The sequence below is a fragment of the Sorangium sp. So ce1036 genome (assembly GCF_051369805.1).
Lineage (GTDB): Bacteria > Myxococcota_A > Polyangia > Polyangiales > Polyangiaceae > Sorangium > Sorangium cellulosum_F.
In genome coordinates this window covers 1,386,055-1,409,999 of sequence record NZ_JBBMOX010000001.1, presented here as the reverse complement: position 1 = coordinate 1,409,999, position 23,945 = coordinate 1,386,055, and the positions used below count along the sequence as shown (strand labels likewise).

General features: G+C 70.0%; 17 protein-coding genes. 9 read left to right on the top strand and 8 right to left on the bottom strand.

What is annotated here, in order from left to right:
- Window positions 1-252: 252 nt before the first annotated feature.
- Window positions 253-1,215 (top strand): acyl-CoA desaturase, encoded by a 963-nt coding sequence (locus tag WMF31_RS05180; protein WP_436600862.1) that lies wholly within the window; start codon window positions 253-255, stop codon window positions 1,213-1,215.
- A 282-nt stretch (window positions 1,216-1,497) separates the two neighbouring features.
- Here WMF31_RS05180 and WMF31_RS05175 read toward each other — a convergent pair whose 3' ends face one another.
- Window positions 1,498-3,183 carry a CTP synthase gene (locus WMF31_RS05175; RefSeq protein ID WP_436600861.1) on the bottom strand — a complete coding sequence of 562 codons (1,686 nt, stop codon included), beginning with the start codon at window positions 3,181-3,183 and terminating at the stop codon, window positions 1,498-1,500.
- Between the two features lie 453 nt (window positions 3,184-3,636).
- Here WMF31_RS05175 and WMF31_RS05170 point away from each other — a divergent pair, with 453 nt between their 5' ends.
- A complete protein-coding gene (locus WMF31_RS05170; RefSeq protein WP_436600860.1) occupies window positions 3,637-4,545 on the top strand; it encodes a fumarylacetoacetate hydrolase family protein in 909 nt (302 codons plus the stop codon).
- Between the two features lie 42 nt (window positions 4,546-4,587).
- Here the strand turns inward: WMF31_RS05170 and WMF31_RS05165 are convergent, their stop codons facing one another.
- Together WMF31_RS05165 and WMF31_RS05160 are read right to left on the bottom strand one after the other, a co-directional pair.
- Window positions 4,588-5,073: a hypothetical protein gene (locus tag WMF31_RS05165; RefSeq protein ID WP_436600859.1), complete on the bottom strand. Its 486-nt coding sequence runs from the start codon at window positions 5,071-5,073 to the stop codon at window positions 4,588-4,590.
- Window positions 5,070-5,588 (bottom strand): hypothetical protein, encoded by a 519-nt coding sequence (locus tag WMF31_RS05160; RefSeq protein WP_436600858.1) that lies wholly within the window; start codon window positions 5,586-5,588, stop codon window positions 5,070-5,072. The genes WMF31_RS05165 and WMF31_RS05160 overlap by 4 nt, the downstream gene beginning before the upstream one ends.
- Window positions 5,589-5,739: 151 nt before the next feature.
- Here WMF31_RS05160 and dacB point away from each other — a divergent pair, with 151 nt between their 5' ends.
- A complete protein-coding gene (gene dacB, locus WMF31_RS05155; protein WP_436600857.1) occupies window positions 5,740-7,308 on the top strand; it encodes a D-alanyl-D-alanine carboxypeptidase/D-alanyl-D-alanine endopeptidase in 1,569 nt (522 codons plus the stop codon).
- Between the two features lie 156 nt (window positions 7,309-7,464).
- On the opposite strand, the gene WMF31_RS05150 is transcribed toward dacB, so the two are convergent.
- The 4 genes from WMF31_RS05150 to WMF31_RS05135 form a co-directional block, all read right to left on the bottom strand.
- Window positions 7,465-8,949: a sigma-70 family RNA polymerase sigma factor gene (locus tag WMF31_RS05150; protein ID WP_436600856.1), complete on the bottom strand. Its 1,485-nt coding sequence runs from the start codon at window positions 8,947-8,949 to the stop codon at window positions 7,465-7,467.
- 1,401 nt (window positions 8,950-10,350) lie between these two features.
- The gene (gene rplT / locus WMF31_RS05145) at window positions 10,351-10,710 is read right to left on the bottom strand and encodes a 50S ribosomal protein L20 (RefSeq protein ID WP_436600855.1); all 360 of its coding nucleotides are present in this window, start codon (window positions 10,708-10,710) and stop codon (window positions 10,351-10,353) included.
- Between the two features lie 27 nt (window positions 10,711-10,737).
- Window positions 10,738-10,935, bottom strand: a complete 198-nt coding sequence (gene rpmI, locus WMF31_RS05140; protein ID WP_020740309.1) for a 50S ribosomal protein L35 — start codon at window positions 10,933-10,935, stop codon at window positions 10,738-10,740.
- Between the two features lie 197 nt (window positions 10,936-11,132).
- Window positions 11,133-14,954, bottom strand: a complete 3,822-nt coding sequence (locus WMF31_RS05135; RefSeq protein WP_436600854.1) for a DUF3857 domain-containing protein — start codon at window positions 14,952-14,954, stop codon at window positions 11,133-11,135.
- Between the two features lie 766 nt (window positions 14,955-15,720).
- On the opposite strand from WMF31_RS05135, the gene WMF31_RS05130 reads away from it, so the two are divergent.
- The 6 genes from WMF31_RS05130 (at window position 15,721) to rimI (ending at window position 20,901) form a co-directional block, all read left to right on the top strand.
- Window positions 15,721-16,203 (top strand): roadblock/LC7 domain-containing protein, encoded by a 483-nt coding sequence (locus WMF31_RS05130; protein WP_012239856.1) that lies wholly within the window; start codon window positions 15,721-15,723, stop codon window positions 16,201-16,203.
- Between the two features lie 11 nt (window positions 16,204-16,214).
- Complete coding sequence (locus tag WMF31_RS05125) at window positions 16,215-16,805, top strand: GTP-binding protein (RefSeq protein WP_020740311.1); 591 nt, start codon at window positions 16,215-16,217, stop codon at window positions 16,803-16,805.
- 371 nt (window positions 16,806-17,176) lie between these two features.
- Window positions 17,177-17,749: a hypothetical protein gene (locus WMF31_RS05120; RefSeq protein ID WP_436600853.1), complete on the top strand. Its 573-nt coding sequence runs from the start codon at window positions 17,177-17,179 to the stop codon at window positions 17,747-17,749.
- A 97-nt stretch (window positions 17,750-17,846) separates the two neighbouring features.
- Window positions 17,847-19,127 (top strand): alanine racemase, encoded by a 1,281-nt coding sequence (gene alr, locus WMF31_RS05115; RefSeq protein WP_436600852.1) that lies wholly within the window; start codon window positions 17,847-17,849, stop codon window positions 19,125-19,127.
- Window positions 19,128-19,186: 59 nt separating this feature from the next.
- Complete coding sequence (locus tag WMF31_RS05110) at window positions 19,187-20,380, top strand: vWA domain-containing protein (RefSeq protein ID WP_436600851.1); 1,194 nt, start codon at window positions 19,187-19,189, stop codon at window positions 20,378-20,380.
- On the top strand, window positions 20,377-20,901 hold the full coding sequence (gene rimI, locus WMF31_RS05105) for a ribosomal protein S18-alanine N-acetyltransferase (protein ID WP_436600850.1): 525 nt from the start codon (window positions 20,377-20,379) through the stop codon (window positions 20,899-20,901). The genes WMF31_RS05110 and rimI overlap by 4 nt, the downstream gene beginning before the upstream one ends.
- A gap of 21 nt (window positions 20,902-20,922) precedes the next feature.
- Here the strand turns inward: rimI and tssM are convergent, their stop codons facing one another.
- A complete protein-coding gene (tssM, locus tag WMF31_RS05100; RefSeq protein ID WP_436600849.1) occupies window positions 20,923-23,835 on the bottom strand; it encodes a type VI secretion system membrane subunit TssM in 2,913 nt (970 codons plus the stop codon).
- Between the last annotated feature and the right edge of the window lie 110 nt (window positions 23,836-23,945).

Sequence of the window (23,945 nt, the reverse complement as noted above, 5' to 3'; positions counted from 1 at the left end):
CTCCCACGCTCGTCGGCCACGTTGCGCCCGAGCGGCTCGCGGGTGGTGCTGCCCGCTGGGCGCTTACCGGAAGGGCTGAAGTGCAGGCGAGCCACAAAAGGGGAGCTTGCCGGAACGCAGACCCCGGAGGTGAGCCCCCCGAGCGCGGCTCCCCCGCCTGCGCGCCGGGCGCCGCGCTGCATGACGGAATCATGACCGGCGTCGTGAACCTCAGTGACGGGCATGCTCGATGCTCCACCCACCTTGGAAACCATGACGCAAGCTCCTGCATCCAGCCCGACGCGAGTCGTCGTACCGAAGCCCCGCCCGGGGCTGAGCCAGTACTTCAACGTGCTGGGAATCGTCGCGATCCACGTGGGCACCGTGGTCGCCATCGTCCGCGGCGCCACGTGGAAGCTCGTGGCGCTCGCTGCGGCCACGTACTTCATCCGGATGTTCGCGATCACGGCGGTCTACCACCGGTACTTCTCGCATCGGAGCTACAAGACGAGCCGCGGCCTGCAGTTCCTGCTCGCGCTGCTCGGGACCACCGCGACCCAGAAGGGCCCGCTGTGGTGGGGAGGAACGCACCGCGTCCACCACAAGTACTCGGACACCGAGCGCGACGTCCACAGCCCGATCCGCAAGGGGTTCTGGTACGCGCACATCGGCTGGTGGCTCGGCCGTGAGCACGAGCAGGTCGATTTGAAGCGCATCCCTGACTTCGCGGGGTTCCCCGAGCTCCGCTGGCTGGATCGCTTCCACGTGATCGGGCCGCTCGGCATGATCGCGCTGCTCTTCCTGGTGGGCGGCTACGACGCGTTCCTGTGGGGCTACGTCGTCTCGACGTGCGCGCTCATGCACGGCACGTTCACGATCAACTCCCTCTCGCACGTGTTCGGATCGCGGCGTTACGCGACGACCGACACGAGCCGGAACAACTTCTGGCTCGCGCTGATCACGCTCGGCGAGGGCTGGCACAACAACCATCACCACTACATGAGCAGCGCGAACCAGGGCTTCTTCTGGTGGGAGATCGACGTCAGCTTCTACATCCTGCGCGGGATGGAGAAGCTCGGCCTGATCTGGGAGCTCCGAACCCCGCCGGCGCACGTGCTGCGGAAGAACCTGATCAAGGAGGTCGGCGAGCGTTGCCCGCTGCTCGCCCCTCAGCCCGCGCCCGCGAAGCCCGTCGAAGCCCCGCCCCTGGGTCAGCCGAACCTCGGCGACGTCTGATCCCCCAGCATCCAGCATCAACGCCGCCACGGACGGACGCCGCATGGCGGCCTTCGTCCGTGGCAGCCTGCGCCGGACGGCGGGGCGGCCATCGCCGGCGCCGCACGCATGCGGCCGCAACCGACGACAAGGGCTCCCCGGTGGGATCCCCCCGAGGAGCCCAGGCTCTGCATGATGAGCCCCAACGCGACCCGATCCCTCGGTCGAGCTCGCTCGGGATACTGCAGTATTCCTCGCTCGCTCGCCCTGGCTCGGGCCGCTCGCGGCGTCGTCAGACCGAGCTCAGTTGACGGACGAGGCAGCCTGCTGGGTGTGGGCGGTGGCGGAATCGCCGGGCTTCGGCTTCTCGGCCTTGCTGCGCTCGCGCTGGCGCTCCAGGCCGGCGCGCACGAAGTGCGCGAAGAGCGGGTGGGCGTTTTGAGGCCGGCTCTTGAACTCGGGGTGGAACTGGCAGCCCACGAAGTAGGGGTGCTCGCGCAGCTCGATCATCTCGACGAGGCGCTGGTCCGGCGACATCCCGGACAGGACGAGCCCCTTCTGCGCCATCGCCTCGCGGTACTTGTTGGCCACCTCGTACCGGTGCCGGTGCCGCTCGCTGATGCTCGTCTGCCCGTACGCCTCCGCGGCGAGCGAGCCCTTCTCCAGCACGCACGGGTACGCGCCGAGGCGCATCGTCCCGCCTTTCTCGACGACCCCCTTCTGGTCGGGCATCAGATCGATGACCGGGTAGTCGGCGTTGCGATCGAACTCCACGGAGTTCGCCCCTGTCATGCCGCAGACGTGCCGAGCGAACTCGACCACCGCGAGCTGCATGCCCAGGCAGATCCCGAAGAACGGGATCTTCTCCTCGCGCGCGTACCGGATGGCCTCGATCTTCCCCTCGGTCCCGCGGTCGCCGAAGCCGCCGGGCACCAGGATCGCGTCGAGGTTCGACAGGAGCTCAGGCGCGCCACGCGCCTCGATCTGCTCCGAGTCGATGTACTCGAGCTCGACCCGGACGTCGTTGTGGAGCCCGCCGTGGACGAGCGCCTCGTGGAGCGACTTGTACGAGTCGCGCAGGTGCACGTACTTGCCGACGACGCCGATCTTCACGACCCCGCGTGACGGCTTCTTGAACCGCTCGACGATGCGCTGCCACGACGACAGATCCGGCTGCCTCGCCCAGATGTTCAGCAGCTCCGTGATCTTCTCGTCGATCCCCTCGGCGTGGAGGACGAGCGGGAGCTCGTAGATGCAGTCGACGTCCACGGCCGCGATCACGCAGTCCACGGCGACGTTCGAGAAGAGGGAGATCTTCTCCTTCATGCTGCGCGGGAGCGGCCGATCGCAGCGGCAAAGGAGGATGTCCGGCTGGATGCCGATCGCGCGCATCTCCTTCACCGAGTGCTGCGTCGGCTTGGTCTTCAGCTCGCCTGCCGTCGCGATGAACGGCACGAGCGTGACGTGCACCGAGATCGCGTTCTGCGCGCCCGACTCGACCTTGAGCTGGCGAATCGCCTCGATGAACGGGAGCGACTCGATGTCGCCCACGGTGCCGCCGACCTCGACGATGGCCACGTCGGCCCCGTCCGCGGCGGAGCGGATGCGCAGCTTGATCTCGTCCGTCACGTGCGGGATCACCTGCACCGTCGCGCCGAGGTACTCACCTCGGCGCTCCTTCGAGATGACCGCCTCGTAGACGCGGCCGGTGGTGAAGTTGTTCTGCCTCGTCATCCGGGCGAGCGTGAACCGCTCGTAGTGCCCGAGATCCAGGTCGGTCTCCGCGCCGTCATCCGTGACGAAGACCTCGCCGTGCTGGTAGGGGGACATCGTGCCGGGATCGACATTGATGTACGGGTCCAGCTTGAGGTGGGTGACCTTCAGCCCACGGGACTCCATCAGCGCCCCGATCGAGGCCGCAGCCAGTCCCTTGCCGATCGACGATACGACTCCGCCTGTGACGAAGACGAATTTGGTCCGCTTGCTCATGACCCATCGCTCCGCGCCGTGTGCGCGCCTGGTACCAGTTCCTCGATCAGCGCGCAAAACGTGAGGCCGCCGAGGTTCGGCAATCCACGGCAAAGCCTTGCCAGGCTTCCGAGCCGCACGGCCCCGTCAACAGGACCGCAGCCGGAGGATCCCCCCGCGAGGGAGATCCCACACCGGCAACAGAACCTGACCTGCCGTACGAGCTCGTCAGCAGCCGGATGGGCCCGGGGCAAGCCTGCGCGACGTGATGCCGCTCTGAATCCGCCGGCATTCTAGGCCGCTCTCCAGGCGCGTCAATGCAAAGGGCCATCCGGATGTCCCGAGCCGGGCCCGGCCCGCGGATCAGGCGCCGGCACGTCGCCCGGCACCGGGCCCCGAGATCCCGCGGACCAGAGGGCGCCGGCGCAGCGGAATGGTACGCTCCAGCGGTTCCCCGCACGATCCTGCCGTGCCATGAGAATCGCCCACGTGTTCCAGCTCACGACGTCCACCCCGATCGTCGCGCTGGAGCGCGACGGAGCGCTCTACGACGTCGCGGAGCTCGAGCGCCACTTCGCAACGAAGCTCGCGGACCTCCCCGGCGTGTCCGATTTCCATACGCGCGTGGTGGCGCTCCGTTGTGCCGGACTGCACGCGCTGGATGAGCGGCTGCTCAGCGGAGATCGCCCCGGATCGGCAGAGCTCCAGCCGGGGACCTTCCTCTGGCTGCCCCCCTGCGCCACGGATCGCGCAGCCTACGTCCAGCTTGGCCCGTACGCGCACGACGAGGAGCGCCCCTGGTACCGGTTCGGCAACAGCCGCGCGCTGCTCGGACACGCCGCGACGATCCCATTCCCCGCGCTGGAGGACGAGCCCGACTACGAGCTGAACCTGGCGGCGCTCCTCTGCGAGGATCTGCGCCGCGCCACCCCGGAGGAGGCGGAGCGCGCGATCGCCGGCTACACCGTGATGAACGACTGGACGGCGCGCGAGCTGGAGGCCCGGGCGCAAGCGCGCGGGCGGCCGACGTCGGAGGCGAAGGACTTCGCGACGCAGCTCGGCCCGGTGCTCGTCACGCCCGACGAGCTTGGCCCGGTCGAGGTGCTGCGGACCTGCATCCGCGTCGACGCCGAGGCGCGCGTCGGCTCTCGCGTCGGCGAGTGGACGTTCTCGCTGACGGAATCGCTCGCGTGCATCAGCGCGCAGATCGAGCTGCGCGCGGGCGACGTGATCGGCGCAGGCCGGGTCCTCGACGGGAGCGCCGGGAGCGCTGGACAGCGCGTGCCGTACGGCGCCAGCGTGGAGCTGATGATCGAGCGCATCGGATGGCTCGCCGGCAGGCCGGTCCGTGGTCCCGAGGCGCCGCCGTGGCGCCGCCGCTGATCCGCGCCGGCGCACCGCGCGCGAGCCAGGGCGCGCCGCCCTTCAGAAGGTGCCGACGAGGCCGACGCCCATGCCGGTCGCGGTGACCACGGGCGCCGGCCGCACCTGCAGCGAGAGGGGCCTCGCAGGCGGCTGGGCCGAGCGCGCCTCCGTGGTCATGAAGATGCCCTCGCCGATGAGCGCGAGGCCAGCGAGCTGCGCGAGCCCGTCGAGGACGATGAGCGCGCCACGCACGTACAGCTTGTAACCGCAGTCCGGCTCGTCAGGAGCGCAGTCGTTCTTGGCGAGCGCGAGCCAGGGCCCCGCGATCGGGATCTTCAGCTCGCTGGATCCGGGCACCTCCGGCCACGAGGACGCAGCGATGAACGCTCCGCCGTAGGCGAGCGCTGTGACAGCCGCCCCGCCGACGATGACCTTCGCGCGCGCCGAGGACGGCGGATACCGCTTGGGCGCCCCCGGCTCCTCGGCGCCGGCGGATGCCGCGGTCAGGGCGAGCGCAGAGGCGAGGGCGAGGGCGACGCTCTTCACGGCGCCTTCGTGCTGGAAGCGGCGGAGCCGGATTTCTTGGGCGGCAGCTTCACGGTGTACGGGACCTCGAGGGGATCCCCGTCGAACGGCAGCACGATCTCTCCGACGAAGGCGCGCTTGACGCACGCTTCCGCAGGCGTCCCTGCGAAGGGCGGCCCGACCAGCACGTCGGTCACGCGTCCCTTCTGGCCGTCGAACACGACCTTGACCTCCCCCTCACCGGTCGGCGCGTTGGGAACGACCTCGGAGCAGTTCGCCGCCTTCTCACCCCCCCGCCGCAGCGCGATCTCCATCTGCTTCTTCTGGTCGGCGTTGAGCCCGCCGCTGCCGTCCTTGGCCTCGGGCGCGCTCGCCTCGGCGCCGGAGGTGTCCGCCTCGGCGGGCGGGGACTCCTCGGAGAACGCCTGATCGAAGTTGTAGTCTTCCCCTGCCTGCTTGGGCTTGGCGCCCGAGCAAGCTGTGGCCGCGAGGATGAGGAGCGGCAAGAGCACGCGGGTCGAATGCTGCTGGGACACGATGTCCTCCCTTCGAACAGAGCGTGAAAAACTGGCTGCGCGCACCCTAGCAAGCTCCCCTTTGCGAGGACAACTACGAGCATGCCCCGACGCCCGACCACACCCCGATGAGGCGCTCGCGGCGAAGACATTGTACAGCGGGAGGGCCGCCATGCCTCGACATCCCCGTGCCGTCTTCGCGGTCGCGCTCGTTCTCTCGTCGACCCTGGCCCGCCCAGGTGGCTCGCAGCCGGCCGAGGGCGGCACCGGCGCAGCAGCGCGCTCGACCGACGCTGGGATGCAGGGAGCGCCCCAGGCCTCGAGCGCGCCCGCGCCGACCTCCGCGGCGTCCGGTCCCGCGAGGATCGAGGCAGCCCCCCGCGTTCGGAAGCCGCTCGAGAAGCTCACGGCCGACGTGCGCCGCTGGGGGGGACGGGTCGGCGTGCTCGCGGTCGACGTCGCCAGCGGAGCGACCCTCGCCGCGTTCGATGAGCACGGCCTGTACAATCCCGCGTCCAACGCGAAGCTGTTCACGGCGGCGGCAGCGCTGCGCCTGCTCGGCCCGAGCTATCGCTACCTGACCGGCCTCTACGGCAAGGCGTCGAGCGGCGCTGTCCCCGAGCTCGTGCTCCGCGGCTCGGGCGATCCCTCGCTCAGGACCCGGGATCTCTGGGACATGGCGCGCGACCTGCGCGCGGCCGGCGTCCGGAGGGTCGGGGCGATCGCTGTCGACCAGAGCTTCTTCGATGCGCGCTACGTGCCCCCCGCCTTCGAGCAGCAGCCGGAGGAATGGGCGGCCTTCCGCGCCCCCGTCGCGGCAGCCTCGCTGAACGCGAACACCGTGCTCTTCACGATGCGCCCGTCGAAGGCGGGCCAGGCCGCCTCGATCGCGATCGATCCCCCAGGCTTCGCGGAGCTCCGCGGCAGCGTGAGCACCGCGAAGCGCGGCACACCGGAGAAGATCGGGATCCGGCTCGAGCCCAGCGGGCAGCGCCTCATCGTTCACCTCAGCGGACACATCCCCGAGGGCGGCCGCACGGTGAGCGCGGCGAGGCGCGTCGATGATCCCCGCCTGGTCGTGGCGTACGCGCTCAAGGAGATGCTGCAGGAGGCCGGCGTCGAGGTCTCCGGTGAGGTGCGGCTGGGCGGCGAGCATCAGAAGCGACTCCTCGTGGCCCACCGCTCGGCGCGTCTCGGCAATCTGCTCTCCCCGCTCGGGAAGGACAGCGACAACTTCTACGCGGAGACGATCTTCAAGACGCTCGCCGCAGTGAAGCGCGGGCGCCCAGGCACGGCCGAGGCCGCCGCGGAGCTGGTCGGCGAGACCCTCGGCGAGATCGGCGCCTTCGAGGAGGGCGTCGTCCTGAGGAACGGCTCCGGCCTGTTCGACGCCGCCCGCGCGTCGCCGCGGGCCATCGTCAGGCTGCTCCGCGCCGCCTTCCTCGATCCAGCGCTCGGCGCCGATTTCACCGCGCAGCTCGCGATCGGCGGCGTGGACGGGACCCTGCGCGGCCGCTTCCGAGCCTGGTCGAAGGAGCGCGCCATCCGCGCGAAGACGGGGACCCTCGCCTCGGTCACGGCCCTGTCCGGCTACATCCTGCCGCCGCCCGGCCGATCTACGATCGCCTTCTCCGTGCTGGCGTCCGACGTTCGAGGAAAGATCGCGCCCACGCGAGCGGCGATCGACGACGTTGTCGAGGCGCTCGCCGAAGAGCTCTGGAAGGGTGCGCGGCCGCGCTGAAGTGAGCGACACCCGGGGGCCTGGTCGCCCCCCGATGAGCTCCCGCCTGCCCCTCGCCGCTTCGCGCGCCACGCGGCGCAGCTCAGGCAGCTCGAGCAGCGCGGCCGCGCAGCATGACGCTGCGCGGCCGGATCGTTGCACCCGCCGGTCGGTCGCTCAGTAGTCGCGCATCTGCTTGCGGATCTTGCCGAGCGCCTGCTCCTGGAGCTGGCGGATGCGCTCGCGCGACAGGTTGTACTTGTCGCCGATCTCCTTCAGCGTGAGCTCGTCCTCATCGTCCAGGCCGAAGCGCCAGCGGATGATCCGCGACTCGATCGGCGTGAGCGTGGTGAGGAGCCGGCGGACCTCGTCGCTCCACTTCCTGTTCGCCAGGTGATCGAACGGCGACAGCGCGTTCTCCTCCTGGAGGAAATCGATGAACTTTCGCCCGTCCTCGTCGCCGACCGGGCGATCGAGGGAGAAGGGCGTCTCCGCGTAGAAGTCCTTCACCTTGTCGAGCTTCTCTCGCGGGACCCCGGTCTCCTTCTCGAGCTCCTCGATCGTCGGCTCGTGGCCGGTGCGCGCGATGATCGCCTGGGTCGCACGCGCGACGCGGTTGTACGTGTCGAGCATGTGAACCGGGATGCGCACGGCGCGCCCCTTGTCGGCCAGGGCGCGGCTGATCGCGTGCCGGATCCACCAGGAGGCGTAGGTCGAGAAGCGGTAGCCACGGCTGTGGTCGAAGCGCTCGACCGCCTTCATCAGCCCGATGTTGCCCTCCTGGATCAGGTCGATGAGCGGCAGACGCCCGCGGTTGTAGCGGCGCGCGATCGAGACGACGAGCCGCAGGTTCGCCTTCACGAAGCGGTTCTTCGCATCGTGCTGCGCCTGGAAGCTCCGCTCGACCCGATCGAGGTAGCGCCGGTAGGAGCTGGACATGGGGAGCCTCGGCCGCGAGGGCCGGGTCTCCTCCGGATCGCTCACGTCGTCCTCGAAGTCCGGCTCACGCACGAGGTCGCGCGCGATGTTGAAGGCGCGCGCCATCCAGAGGCGATCCGAGTCCGGCAGGCGCACGGCGGCGGCGAGCTCCTCGGAGAGCTGGGTCCACGGCTTCTCCTGCTCGGGCAGGAGCTTTCCCTTCTGCTTCTTCGCCAGGCGCACGAGCTTCTGCAGCTCCGTGATCTGCGGAGCCTTCACCTCGTCCTCGCCCGCCTTGGCGACATCCTCCTCGAGCGCGGTCAGGATATGCTCGGCGGCAGGCAGGTACGAGAGCAACGCCACCCAGTGCTCCACCTCGGTGCGCTCCACCGCCCGCGCGGTGTCGAGCTCCTCGTCCGGTCCCATGACCGGGTGGAGCGCCATGTCGCGGAAGTAGCGCGCGAGCATCGAGTCGCCGCCCCCGTCCTCGACGTCCTTCAGCTCCCGATCCTGGGTCCTCGCCCGTTCAGGCTGAGGCAGGCGCTCGATGGATCCGAGATCCAGATCGATGAAGTCAGCCGCCCGATCCTCATCGAGGATCTCCGCCGGGCGCGGTCGCACGACCGTCTCCTCCGCCTGCTCGTCCTCCAGGAGGCCGACGGCTGCGAGTTCCGGCGTGGCCATCCCACCCTGAGCGAGCGGGTCGCCCTTCATCACAGTGGCGTTGCTCTTGGTCGACCTCATGGCGGCTCCCTCCACGGTGGTAGCTCCTTGAACGTGCGAGCGCGGCGACTGGCTCTCCCCGAAGTCCTCGACCTCGGAGACCCCCGGATTGACGGTCTGCGATGCCGCCCGCCGAGGAGCCGGTGCTGCCCCGGCCCCCTGCGAGCTCTTGGATGCCGCAAGCCGCGCAGAGGTACCTACAGCGGAGGCCTTTGCGTTTCTCCGCGCGGCTTCTGGACGGCGGGCGGTCGACGTGCTCATCTTGGTCTTTGTTCCGGCGTTCACTTCTAAACGGCTGACATTGCGAGATTGAAATGCCGCGCCACCTTTGGAGGGTAGGCGAGACGATTTCGAGCTCACCAGGGAGCGGGAGCTGACCGAAGGAGCCCCCGTTGAAGCTGGCAACTGCTGGCGCTCTCTTTTGATTCCGGTCGAACTCTTCCCACCCGAGGCGGGTCTGCTCTTCGAGGACGATGCTCTTGAGCCAGCTCCCTGCGGCAGCCTCCCTCCAGAAGCAAGAACAGTGCCTCTTTTGGCTTGCGTTTCGCCTTCTCCTGTTTGAGAGCCCCGTGTAGGTGCGGTATGTAGAGCGGGAGGCCCGGTCCGCGTCGCATCGAGCGAAACGTTTCGCCGCGACCGAGCCGAACTGCATGGCTGGGTACGCTTTCTGGGACGCAACAGCATCGGCAACCTGTCCTCCTCGAGGGCACCTCGAATTCGCTGGTCTCCGACGGCTTGGTGGGGCCGCTCCCGCAGCATAGGCAAGAGGATCCGCTATGCTTTCCGGCACGTACGGGGCTGGACCGCGCCGCTGAGGCCGCTCTCTCGGTGTGCTTCGATGTCTCCTGAACCTGGGCCTCCCGACGGCGATGTCGAGCCCTCACCCGACGGCGAAAGGCGGAGAACCATATTTTTGCGAGAGATCGCTGGGAAAATTCCGGAAATTCCAGCAGTTATACCGGATTCGCTGGCGCTCGGGGCAGGACTCGAGTTCGTGAGAGACGGACGGGAAGACCCCTGAGGCCATCAGGGCTTGGCTGAATTCCCTCAGCGAGCGTTCATCTGACCCACTGCGAAGATCCTGGAGCTGGGTCCCATCTGACCCTGGCGACGGGGTCATGGGGCCCCCTCAAAGATGCGCAACAAGGTGCGCAGGAACTGCACACTGCGCATCTGGCTGGCACCGATCTGCCTCACCAGCAACCGGGGTCAGCGCACCTTGTGCTCAGCCGTACGCGCCGCGGCACGTTCCCACGATCAACGGGCACCTCACAGGAGGACCTGCGCGCTCTCCGCAGCAGTGCTCCTGCTGTAAGAACAACCGGAGCGTGGATCTGTAGGGGGGCTGATGTAAGGCAACCTCGGAGGCTCGCCGAACGACGCCTCGTCGCTCGGCGGCCCCATGACGGTCGCCGGGATCCGTCACGCCTTCGCGGAGGAGGAGGCGAGCTTCGCCACCGCACCGAACGATGACGGATCGTGGATCGCGATCTCGGACAGAATCTTCCGGTCGAGACCGATTCCAGCCTTCTTGAGCCCGCTCAGGAGGCGGGAGTAGGTCGTGCCGTTGAGGCGCGCAGCGGCGTTGATCCGGGTAATCCAGAGGCGACGGAAATCCCGCTTCTTGAGCTTCCGGCTGATGTAGCCGTATTCCCAGGCGTGATGAAGAACCTCGACCGCCTGGCGGAAGCGGTTCTTCCGGCCGAGGAAGTAGCCCTCGGTCTGGTTGAGGACGCGGTTGCGACGGCGACGGGCCTTGAACCCTCTTTTTACGCGCGGCATCGGAGCTTTACCTCACCGGTTCCAGGGTCAGCCGTAGGGAAGAAGCAGCTTGACGCGCTTCTCCATCGCCGAGTCGACCATGTCGTTCTTGCGGAGGCGACGCAGGCGCTTCTTGCTCTTCTCCTGCATGCAGTGGTTGAGCCCGCTCTTGCTGCGGCGAATCCGGCCAGAGCCGGTCACCTTGAACCGCTTCGCAGCGGCGCGGTTGGTCTTCATCTTCGGCATGACGCCCTCGATCCCGGATGCCTACCGCTCCCGGCGGCCACCCTCCGAACCACCGGAGAGGCTGTTCTGCGCCGCAGGGATGCGTAGAGGGGGCGCTTTATGGCGAGCCGGCGAGGGATTGTCAAGGCCGGGGTGGTCCCCACGAGCCCGCGCGGCAGGAGCCCGCGTGACCCCGGGAAACCCCCGGGGGGGCCCGCTCACTTGCCGAGCACGACCCGCTGGCCGAAGGCGCGGTCCGCCGTCTCGCAGAACGCCCTGAAGGACATGTACTCGGACGGCTTGATCCGGGACTTCTTCAGGGAGATCTGGCTGCGGACGACGACCTTCCCCGCGGACTGCTCGACCGAGATGGAAAACTTGCCGAACGGCGTGTCGACATCCTGAGGCAGCGGCGCCCTGGTGACGCGCCAACCTGCCGGGATCCGGATGGACCACTCGTCGTCGCGCGTCGTGAGCGCGGGGATGATCACGTCGCGGGTGCGCGTCGAGAGGGAGGCGAACTCGGCGGCGAGGCGCTGCGTCGGGACAGCCGGGACCGAGAGGCTGTCGCCCTCCCGGCGAGCGAGCGCGACCGCTTTCCCTCGAGCCCGGAGCTTCACCGGTTGCTCGATGTCCTCGAGATCGTTCACCTCGACGCCTGCCTTCCCGGGGGCGAGCTCGACCGTGCCGAAATCCGCGGCGAGGTCCCGAGCCGCCCGGTCGCGGCGCGTCCCCTCCGCCATGTAACGGATCCGCCACTCCGGGGCGAACGCACCGGCGACCTGGGCGTCGACCGCGAGCTGCGCAGAGCCGTCGGCGCCGAGCGCGATGTCGATGGTCCGACGCGCGACGGAGGCCTCCGGCGGCGGCTCCGGGAGGCGGACGAGCCTCGGCTTGCCCTCGTTGATCTGGAGCGCCATCGCGCCGCGATCCATGACGGGGAGCTCGGTCGAGCCGGCGTGCTCGGCCGTCCCGTCGAGGTAGAGATCGAGCGACGGCACGTACGCGATCGCGTGATCGAACGGCGCGAGGCTCGCGGGCTCCGGCTCGATGTCGCCGCGCATGCGGGTGCGCACGAGCACGATCGTCGCCGGGATGCCGAGCTCGCGCAGCATCGTGACGATCAGCGTCGCCTTGTCCTTGCAGTCGCCCCAGCCGCGAGCGAGCGTCTGCGCGCACCTCCTCGGGCGGATCCCCTCGATGCCGAACTCGAGCGCCACGTAGCGCGTCTCGGTCGCGTACTTGTAGATCGCGCGGACCTTGCTCAGGTCGTCGGTGAGGTTCCTCGTGATCTCGCGCACCCGCTTGCGCACCTCGTCGTCCACGTCGAACTGCTCTCGCGCGAGGCCCCAGTACCAGGAGCCGACCTGGTCCCAGCTCTTGAAGGTCGAGACGTGGACATGCGCGAGGATCTCGGCCCACGGCGGCATCGCCGGCTCGGGCGCCACGGGCGGGACGGAGGTGGCAGAGAACCGGAAGATGCGCCGCTCGGCGTCCTCCTTCGTCTCGCGCACCAGGCCGGGGAGGCTCGACGCGAAGATGTGAAACTGCCTCGTCTTCGGCGTGATCAGCACGTACTCGCTGCTGGCGATCGGCTCATCCCCCTGGAGGTACTCGATCTCCCCGAAGTGGTCGGCGATCTCGTTGCGAGGGCTGACGTCGTCGACGCGGTAGCGCAGCTCCACGACGTCGCCGGCGTTGAGCCGCGGAAAGCTGACGTAGAACGTGCGGGCCGACGTGTACATCGCGAGCGACGGATCGTTGGCGCCCGCCTCGCCGCTCTCGATCGCCCCGTCAACCTTGCCGTCCGCCCGGTAGACCTTCGCGGCCCTGAGGCTCACGGTCTGCCGATCGGCCTGGTACTCGAACGCGTACTGCCGGGCGCTCGCCGCGGCCTCGTCCGTGAGCGGCTGGAACACGACCTGCCGGAACCGGCTGGCGAGGCCGTTCGGGAACACGGTGGTGACCGTCAGGTTGCGCAGCGTGCGCTTGGGGTATTGCCGGTCCGCGCTGCGCCGCATCGGCAGGAAGCGCTCGGGGCCCCAGGCGTAGGCCTCGTCCGCGCGCGGCCTCGGCGGCTCGATGTGCTCGATGTACTCGCGCACGTCCTTCGCCTGGGGGCTGATGGCCAGGATCTGCTGGAGCATCTCCAGCTGCGCCTCCCGGTTGCCCTGCTCGCCGTAGAGATCCGAGAGGGCGCGCAGCGTGCCGATGTCCTCCGGCGCCATGGCGAGCGCGCGCTGGTGGGCCGCGAGGGCGCGCTCGCCCTCGCCGAGCGCGCGGAACGCGCGCGCCGCGACGGAGCGGGCCCAGACGGAGTCAGGCTCGCTGCGGAGGAAGCGCTCCAGCCAGCGCTCCGCGCCGGCGCGATCGCGCCGCGCCACGGCGAGGTCGACCAGCTGGTGCAGGAAGCTCGAGTCGTCGAAGCGCAGCGACGCGTACCGCGCCTCCATCTCGGCGGCCTCCGTGTCGCGCCCCAGGGCGCGGAGCTGCGCCGCCGAGGCGCGGAGCAGCGAGACGGCGGTCGGCTGGCGCGAGAGCGCGCTCTCCAGCGTGGCGAGCGCGGTGCGCTCCAGCCCCGCCTCCGTGTAGAGGTCGACGAGGCCGAGGGTGGCGGCGACGTGATCGGGATCGGAGGCCAGGATGCGCTCGTAGATCGGAGCTGCCTCCCGCCAGTTCGGCCCCGTCTGCGCGAGCCGCGCCTGGGCGAGCAGGACCTCGACGTCCTCGTGGCCAGGGCGCACGAGCGCGGCGGCTCGCTCGATCCACGCGCGCTGCTGGTTCCTGTCCTCCGAGAGCTGGCCCGCGAGCAGGTAGCGGCGCACCGTCGGCGTGGCCTCGGCCGAGCGACGCGCGAGATCGCGCGCCCTGTGCTCGCCTTCCGCATCGCCGCCGGTGAGCATCAGGTACCGCGCGAACGCCTCGAGGACCGCGGGCGACGGCCGAGCGGCGCTCGCGGCGCGCTCGAACGCCTGCATCGGCCCCTCGACCGCCGACGCCCGAGCCGCGAGCCGCGCGGGAGCGGGAGCGGCGGGCCGTTCCCCCCGCGCCTGCGCCTTGCCCGTGCGCGCCGCGCCGGCGGCGCCGCCCTGCGGGGCCCTCACCTGCGTCCCGAGGTCGGAGGTCACGTCCAGAGCGAGGTCTGGGGCGCCCTTCTCGTCGCCGACGCGCAGCGCGAACTTGGGGGCCGACGCGCCTCCGCAGACCTTGATCGTCAGGCGGTTGTAGCCAGGCTTCAGCGACACGGACGCGGCGAACCGATCGATGTCGAGCTCGCGGTATCCCGCGTCGGCAAGGACCTTCTCGCCGTTCCAGAACAGCTTGAACGCGCCGTCGGCCCCGACCCAGAGCGAGATGGGCCGAGGCGCGCGCGTCCCCGCCTTGGCGCGAAGGAACGTGGTCGCGTAGCCGCACACGCCCTCCACCGGGCGGATGTAGTCGCCGAAATCGAACCACCCGAACTGCGGCGCCTCGGGCGGCACGCGCCAGCGGACCGCCCGCGCCTTGCCGTCGTACGTCCGCCCCGCTGCGATCGGCTGGTCGAGCTCTTCCTCGGGCCCAAACGCGCGATCGAAGCCCCCCTTGTTCTCGTTGTCGAACGGGCCGATCGTCGCCCAGCGGCCGATGAAGCCGAGCTTCTGGATCCTCGCGACCGCTCCGTCGAGATCGCCTCGCCGCCTGCGCGCATACGCGGACAGGAGCTCCGCATAGACCCGGGCAGGCGCGCTCGTCGCGCGGCTCTCCGCGATCGACGCGATCGCCTCCTCGACCTGCGTCGGATCCGCGCGGTCCCACGTGCGCCAGAGCTCACGCAGCGCTCCGTAGACCTCCGGGCCCCTCGCCGCGCGGACGGCGGCGTGCGCCGAGAGCACCTCGGGGTGGACCGCGCCGAGCTCGGCGCGCGCCCCCGGGCCGCTCGACGACGTCGTGCACACGAGCGCCGCTGCGACCGCGGAGAGCACGCAGGAGAAGCGCTTCCTCATCGCCCCCGGGGTCAGCGCGATCTCACGGGCCCCGGTCCGGCTGTGCACGTCACGCATCCAAGGCGCTATCCCGTGGCAGGAGCCGTCGGTCAAGCGCAAGCCTCGCTCGCAGCGCGCGCAATGGCATCGGGCCACGAGGCGGCGCCCGCAGTCCGCGCGAAGCAGGCGGTGCTCGCGGTCCGCGCGAAGCTCGCCCGCCGAGGGTGGCTTCCTGGCCTCGCCCGTCGCGCGGCTCACCTGCGAGCTCGCCCGAGCCGCCCCACGTGACCCCGGTCCGCTCGCCGAGCATCTGCCCGGCACACAGCGCCGTGCGCGGAGCGCCCCGCGACCAGCGCGCCGTCGGCGAGACGGCCCACGTGGGCCGCGGCCTGGAATAAAATACAATAACTTCAATCATTTGACGACAAGACCGCCCGGGCGAGAGGCCCGAGGGCCGCCCGGCGAGCGCGGGAGCCAGGCCCGGGGTGGGAGCCGGGTCCGTCGGGCCGGGGCAGGGCCGGGAGGGGCCCCGCGGCGCGATCCTCCAACTTCCGGAAAGGGCCGCCTTGCTCCGCCGCACCTGCTTCGGATAGAAACGTCCCAAGATGTACGGGCGCACGGTCGAGGAGCAGTCGCACTGCGCGCAGCGAACTGGTCAACCAAGTCCCCAGGCAGCGAGCGTGGCGCCGCGAACGTGGTACCGGTGGTGAGGTAGGCCCGCACAACGCGGAGCCGGATGTTTGGACGATGGTCGGGGAACCGCACGTGCGGCGCCCGGTGATGACAAGGGCTACAGAGCCCGCAATGCCCAGGGCCCCATCGCGAGAGCGCTGGCGGAGGAACGATGGTCAACCCTCAGATGGTGATGTACGAGGAGGAATTCAATCAGATCCAGAGCGTGGTGGATCGCCTCGTCAAGGACGCCAATGCGAAGGTCGTCTTCATCGTTGACAAGAACGGGCAACTGATCGCCGCGAGCGGAGACGTCGACAACCTCGACACCACGTCGCTCGCCTCGCTGACGGCGGGGAACATCGCCGCCACGGGCGGGATGGCGAAGCTCCTCAAGGAGAACGAGTTCGCCACTCAGTTCCACGAGGGTGAGAAGGCGAACATCCACATCCAGCTGGTCGGCAACCGCGTCATCCTCGTGGTGATCTTCGACTCAAAGTCGAGCCTCGGGTTGGTGAGGCTCCGGGTGCGAAAGGCGAGCGAGGAGCTCAACCACATCTTCGAAGCGCTGCTCAAGAAGGTGCAGGAGCCGGGAGCCGACTCGCCGTTCGCCGAGATCACCGACGAGGACATCGACAACCTCTTCAACGACTAGGAGCGCGGTCGATGAGCTTCATCAATTACATGGCGCGCGAGATCAACTGCAAGATCGTCTATTACGGCCCAGGTCTCTGCGGCAAGACGACGAACCTGCAGTACATCTACGAGCGCACCAATCCGGACGCGAAGGGGAAGATGATCTCCCTCGCCACCGAGACCGACCGGACCCTCTTCTTCGACTTCCTCCCGCTCGCGCTGGGCGAGATCCGCGGCTTCAAGACGCGGTTCCACCTGTACACGGTGCCGGGGCAGGTCTTCTACGACGCGAGCCGCAAGCTCATCCTGAAGGGCGTCGACGGCGTGGTCTTCGTGGCCGACTCGCAGCTCGGCCGCATCGAGGCCAACCAGGAGTCGGTGGAGAACCTCCGCACGAACCTGGCCGAGCAAGGCTACTCGCTCGACAAGATCCCGTACGTCATCCAGTACAACAAGCGGGATCTGCCGGAGATCGGCACGGTCGAGGAGCTCCGGGCGCTTCTCAACCCGACGAACGTCCCCGACTTCGAGGGGGTCGCGCGGACGGGCGTGGGGGTGTTCGACACGCTCAAGGCGGTCGCGAAGCTCGTGCTGACCGAGCTGAAGAAGGGCGGCCCCTAGCAGGCCGAGGGGGGCGGCGCAGCGAGCGGGCTCGAGGACCCGCTCGCTGCAACCATCAGGCGCGCTGGTAGATGCGGTTCCGCCGGTTGCGGTTCTTCGCCTTCAGCTTGGCCCGGTAGCGCTTCGACTTGGAGCGCGTGGTCTTTCGCGGACCTTTCGACAGCATGAGGAACATGGACAGGCTCCGTTGAGGCGCCCGGCGCGGAGGCGTCGTGCCGCCACTGCCGGTGCGAAGGCGCGGGAACCTACGGCATCGCCGGGCAAAGTTCAACCGGAGACCATCTCTCCAGGGCGATCGGCCAGCGTCCCGCGGCGCTGGGGCCGGGCGAGACACCCGAGCGGAGCTTTTCTGCTATCGGTGTTCGTACCTCGTGCGGCTCAGTACCCTCCTCTACGCGACCGCCGCGTCCGTGACCGCGACCGCGTGCGGCGCGAGCATCAACGCGGTCTACGAGGGGGACGTACGCTTCGAGCACTGCATGGCGCTCGACGCGCGCTCCGACGTGAAGCCGACGCTGCGGCGCGCGTGCTGGGAGGAGTGGCTTCAGTTCTACACGTTCGGCCAGACGCGCGACCGCGTGGAGCATGCGACCCTCCGACAGCGGCAGCTCAGCAGGGCGAGCGACTTCGACGAGGGCGAGTGGAACCCGCCCAGCAGCCGGGCCCCTTCCGCCGTGCCGGAGCCGACGAGCGCGCTCGCGCCGCCGCCGATGCTCCTGACCGCCGACGTGACGATGCCCGCGCAGGAGGCGGACGCAGGCGCCCCTGACGCAGGCGCCCCTGAGGAGCCGTCCGCCGCCCCCGCGGATACCGCGCCGCCCGGCGCAGCGTGCAGCGCGGCGTGCGAGCAGAGCTGGAGCGGGTGCCGGAAGGACTGCACGTCCGCCGGCTGCGAAAAGGGGTGCTCCGGCAAGTACAGGCGGTGCATGCGTCGCTGCTTCTGACGGCCGCGAAGCGCCACGCGGGCATGCCTCACCTTGTCGCACCAAGATGGCCGGGAATCTTGACCCGCCGTCGAGCGTAGGGCTATCGGCGTACACGATGTCCGCTTCGCACGCGCCCCCAGAGCTCAGCAGCACGACGTCCGATCGCAACGGCAGCGCATCGACCCTGGACGGGCTCGGCGCGAGCGCCGGCGCGGTGCGTGTGCTGCGGCCACGGCGGGCGGCGCCGGCGGACGCGGTTCGCCCGACCCGCGCCGAGGTGAACCTGGCGCACCTGAGGCACAACCTCCGGATCCTCGAGCGGGCGCTGACCGGCGCGAGGAAGCCACAGATCTGGGGGGTGCTCAAGGCCGACGCCTACGGGCACGGCGCGCCGGCCGTCGCGCGGACGCTCGAGCGGGCCGGCATCCCCGGCCTCTGCGTCGCGCTGCTCGAGGAGGCGATCGAGCTAAGGGACGCCGGCATCCGGCTGCCCATCCTCGTCATGGGCGGCTACTACGGCCCGCGCCGCGAGGGGTTCGAGGAGATCATCGCGCGCGACCTCGTGCCCGTCGTCTACGACGCCGGGCAGATCGAGCGGCTCGCGACCCTGGTGCGAATCGAGCAGCGCGGTCGCGTCGGCGTCCACCTCAAGGTCGACACCGGCATGGGGCGGCTCGGCGCCGCCACCTCGGAGCTCGACGCCGTGCTCGCGGCGCTCGCGGAGCACCCCGAGGTGCGGCTCGACGGGCTCATGACCCACCTGGCCTGCGCGGACGCCGACGACCTCGACGTGACGATCGAGCAGATGAGGCGCTTCGGAGAGATCGAGCAGCGGGCGAAGCGCTTCGGGCTCACGCCGCGGGTGCGGCACGCGTCGAACAGCGCCGCCATGCTCCGCCTCCCCGAGGCGTCGCTCGACGTCGTCCGGCCAGGGGTCGCGCTCTTCGGCATCTCGCCGCGCGCGGGCCTCGCGCCCGACCTCAAGCCCGTCATCCGGGTGCGCAGCGAGATCGTCGCGCTCCGCACGCTCGCGAAGGGCGACAGGATCGGCTACGGCCACACCTGGGAGGCCTCACGGCCGAGCGTCGTGGCCACCGTGCCGATGGGGTACGCCGACGGCCTGAGCCGCCAGCTCTCGAACCGCGGGGCCGGCCTGGTGCGCGGCCAGCGCGCGCCGATCGCCGGCACCGTGTCGATGGATCTCACCATGCTCGACGTCACCGACGTCCCGGGTGTGCGCGTCGGGGACGAGGTGGTGTTCCTCGGATCGCAGGACGGCCCGCTCGGGCGCGCCACGATCAGCGCGGAGGAGATCGCCGGGCTCACGGGGACGATCGCCTGGGAGGTGCTGACGAGCATCTCGCGCCGCGTGCCCAGGTTCTACCGCGAGCCCTGAGCTCGGGCGCGCGGCGGCGCCGCCACGCCGGGACGAGCGGGCATGGTACGCTGTTCGCCATGAATACGGCCGCGAAGCGGCGGGCCAGCGTCGGCGGCGTGCTCGGCTGCCTCGGGGTCGCGCTCGCGCTCGGGGCGGCGCCGTCCGCGTGCGAGGACGAGGGCGAGCGGCGGCCACCGCGCAGCGGAGGCGGCCAGGGCGCGCAGGAGCCGGACGACGGGCTCTTCCCGGGCCCCGAAGACGAGAGCGGACCGCCGCCGGCGGACGCCGATGGGCTCTGCGGCAACCGCATCCACGAGGTTGAGATCACCGATGCGCCGAACATCTACTTCGTCCTCGACGCGTCCGGCAGCATGCTCAGCCCGGCGTCGTCGAGCGCGACCCGCTACGACCGGGTGCGCGACGCCGCGGTGGATCTCGTCCGCAACCTGGGTCCGTTGATCAACGTCGGCGCCGCCGTGTTCCCGCTCGACGCGACCGTCGATGCGCCCTGCCGGCCCGGCGGCGAGGTGTTCCCTGTCACGCCGGGAGATCCCTTCGCGGGGGGAGAGGAGGGCCGGACGACGACCGCGAGGTTCCGCGCCGCGACGCGCGTCGAGCCGATCGGCGGGACCCCGACCGCGGCGACGCTCACCGCGCTCACGCCGACGCTCGCGGCGCTCCCGGGAAAGACCATCGTCGTGCTCGCGACCGACGGAGGCCCGAACTGCAACAGCGCCGCAGGGTGCGACGCCGAGGAGTGCATCGCCAACATCGAGCAGCAGTGCCCCGAGGAGAACTGCTGCGCGCCGCGCGGCCTCTCGGGGCCCGAAGGGTGCCTCGATCGCGATGACACGGTCGCCGCGATCGCCCGGCTCGCGGCGCGCGGCATCGAGGTCTATGTCGTCGGCATCCCGGGGAGCGAGTTCTACGGGGACGTCCTCGACCAGATGGCGCTCGCCGGTGGCGCGGCGCAGTTCGTGAGCCCGTTCTACTTCAAGGTGGACGACCTCGACACGCTGGGGAGCGTGCTCGCGAAGATCGCCGGCATCGTCGTCTCGTGCGAGTTCGACCTCGTCGATCCGCCGCCGGAGGACGGCCAGACCAACGTCTACCTGGACAGGGAGCTCGTTCCCTACGATCCGGAGAACGGCTGGCGCTGGAGGGCTCCAGCGATCGTCGAGCTCCGCGGAGACGCGTGCCAGAGGCTCAAGAGCGGGCGGGTCGGGCAGGTCCAGATCGTGTCCGGCTGCCCCACGGAGGTGGCGCGGTGAAGCGAGAGGCGACGACGAGCACGGCCTCGCTGGTCCAGCTGACGGCGGACGCCGCCGACGACGCCGCGCTCGACGAGATCGACGCGATCGCGTCCGCTGCGTTCGACGTGCCGCAGTTCTCGGCGAGAGAGGAGCTGCGCCGCCCCTGGACGCGCTGCTGGATCGCGCGCGAGGGGCGGCGCGCGCTCGCCTTCCTCATCGCGTGGCACGTGGTCGACGAGCTGCACGTGCTCAACATCGCCACCTGCCCGCGCGCGCGCCGCCGAGGGCTCGCGACCTCGCTGATGCGTCGATCGCTCGAGTACGCGCAGCAGCAGCAGGTGCGGCTCCTCCTGCTCGAGGTGCGCCGCTCGAACCGGGCCGCGATCCGGCTGTACCGGAAGCTCGGCTTCACGGCGATGGGCGTGCGCCCCCGCTACTACAGCGACAACGGCGAGGATGCGGTCGAGATGGTGCTCACGCTCGACCCGGCCACCGGCGCGGTGCAGCCCGGCCGCGACGAGATCCGCCTCGAGGTCTGACGCCAGGCGGCGCCGCGCCGCTCAGCGCGGGCGAGCTGCGGACACGGCGGGGCAGCGGGTGAGCGTCGAGAGCGGCGGCAGCCGCGCCGCCACGACCGGCAGCGGCTTCAGGAGGAGCGGACAGAGCAGCGTCTTGGCCCTGTCATCGAAGGGCTGGAGGAGCGCGTCAGCCTGTCGGATCGCCTCGATCAGGCGGTCGGCCATGAGGCGGGCGTCGACGTTGGGGTTCACGTCCTCCAGCCGCTGGATCTCGTCGCGGAGCGCGTTGAGCAGCGAGATGTACCGCGAGAGAGGCGTGTCCGTGATCGGCGCCGAGCCGCTCGGGGCGGAGGGCACGCCGAACTCGACCGTCCGCTTGAACTCGTTCGGGACCAGGCTGAGCCGGTCGCCGATCTTCTTCACGTCGATCGGGATCTGGAGCCCCGTGCGCTGGGAGATCTTCTGGCGGATCCTGTCATTCGCCCGCTTGTTCAGGGCGTCGTTGTCGAACACGCTGCGATCTCGCTTCCACTGCGTGTTGTCCTCGAGCGCGCGGAGGATGCGGAGGTACGGGTAGTCGGGCTTCGCGAGCTCCGTGTAGATCTCCTTCGCCTCCTTCAGGTTGGCCGGGGTCCGCACGGTGAGGTCCGCCATCCAGTCGTTCCACTGCGCGATGTAGCGGGCGTCGTAGTCGGCGGCGAGGCCCTCCAGGTGCCTCGCGATGGCGGCGTCCTCGTCGGGCGCGAGCGGGACGACCCACGTCTCGCTCTTCAGGAGCCCGGCGCTGGTCGCGAAGTTCTCGAGGACCTTGAAGTGCCCCTTCTCGGTGTAGGGCCCCTCGACCTCCTTCCAGCGCTTCTCCTCCGCGTACTGCTTGCTGCCGATGACCTTCAGCACGTCGAGGCGATCGGAGAACATGTCGCCCAGCGTGAGCGGAGGGTACTTCCGGTTCGCGCGGCTGTTGTCACCCGTCTCGTCGTACTTCTCCTCGATGATCGAGTTGACGAAGAGGTCGTAGTAGCGCTTCCGCACCGGCACGCCCTGGAGCGTCGCCTGGACGCTCGTGACCAGCTCCTCCTTCCGGGGGATCGGCGTGACCTTCTTCTGCTTGATGAGCGACAGGTAGTAGCCCACGTGCTCGACGAGCTGGTCCTTCAGCTCGGTCTCGGGGAGGTCCGACGTCGACCGGAGCACCTCGGCCCAGAGCGTGGTGAACCTGCCCGTGGCCCACTCGACGTCGAGGTGCTCCACGTCGCTCAGCATCAGGTACAGCTTGAGGTCGTTCCGCTCGCGCAGGTAGTGCTTTCCCTTCGCGAGCTTGAGGCGGTCCTCGAGCCGTTGCTTGCACGGCAGGACGAACCCGAGCTGGAGGTTCGAGACGTAGACGGCCACGAGGGCGGGGTACACCGTCTCGCCCTGGAACATGGTCCAGCCCATCCCGTCCGGCGGCCCGTCCTCGCTCGCCTCGTCGATCTGGCGGAGCCGCAGGAGCGCGGGCCGCAGGGCGGCGAGCTTCTCCGAGACGGGCCGCGTGTCCCCCCACTGGACCGCGCTGACCGCGCGCGCCTCCTCCCCGGCCTCGCGCAGGAACTCGCGGTTGTTGCCGAACGAGACGACGCTGGGGATCGCCAGGATGACCCCGAGCGCCGCGGCCGCCGCGCTGATGGCGCCGCGCACGAGCCGCTGACGCCTGATCTCGCTCGCGCTCCGCGCGGCGATGTCCCCGTCCGGGAAGACGACGTTCATGAACACGTCGTGGAGGAAGTAGCTCTTCGACTCCACGCCCTGCTGGGCCGCGGCCTCGTGCGTGCGGATGCCCATCGCCTGGCCCATGCGCTGGAGGACCCGGTCGATGGGCCTGCCCTCCTGCGTGCCGCTCGTGAAGTAGAAGCCGCGGAAGATGGGCGTGCCCTGGAACGCGTTGACCATGAAGATGGTCGAGACGAGCTCGGAGAGGTTCCTGCGGATGCCCGAGAACTCGAGCGGGAACTGGTAGATGCGCTCGCGCGCCTCCCGGCTGCGCTCCATCACGAGCCGCTTCAGCGCGCGGCCGTGGACCTGCTTCGCGAGGGCGTCGAACTCCGCGTCGAAGAGCCTCCCCGGGTCGGCCTTGTCCGCGGTGAGCTTGAGCGTCGCCCCCCAGGCCTGCGCGCGCTCGCTCTTCCGCATGTCGCCGAAGAACTCGGAGAAGCCCGCGATGAGGTCGCACTTCGTGAACAGGAGGTAGACGGGCAGCACCATGTGGAGCTGCGTCATCACCTCGTCGATGCGCGCCCGGATCTTCTTCCCCATCAGCTCGATCTGCTGTTCGTTGGCGTCGATGAGATCGGCCACGCTCACGGCGACGAGGATGCCGTTGAGGGGGCGCCGGGCCCGGTACCTGAGCAGCATCCTCAGGAACGCGATCCACTCGTCGTGGTCGTCCTGCTCCGTCGTGTAGCGCCCCGCCGTGTCGAGGAGGATCGCCTCGTTCGTGAACCACCAGTCGCAGTTCCGCGTGCCGCCGACGCCGCGCACGCCGCCGCCGCTGCTCGGGTGCGCGTACGGGAAGACGAGGCCGGAGTGCTTCAGCGCGGTCGTCTTCCCTGCCCCGGGCGGACCGATGATGACGTACCACGGGAGCGAGTAGAGCGCGGCGCTGCCGTTCTTCTTCCCCTTGCCGAGCTTCGAGCTCTTCAGCGCGCTGATGCCGCCCTGGACCTGTCGCTGGAGCTCCTGGATCTCGGCGCGGCGCTCGGGCCGCGCGTTGAGCGCCTGCTGCGTCCCCTGCTGGACGATCGCCCGCTCGAGCGCGGTCGCGGCGCGGCGCGCCCCGACGCGGCGGAACACGAAGAGCGCGATCGCGGAGAGCGCGATGAGGACGCTCGTCGCGATCGGGATCGCGATGGACAGGCTGAACGTGAACCACGCCGCCCACGAGATGAGGAGCAACAGCCCGAAGAGGACCCACAGCACGCCGGCGACGATATCACCCCTCGCCTCCGCCGGAGCACGCCGCACGCGCCGCGCGGGCTCGCGCGGCCACGAGATCGCGAACGGCTCGCCTCCCGGCGCGCGCGATGTCC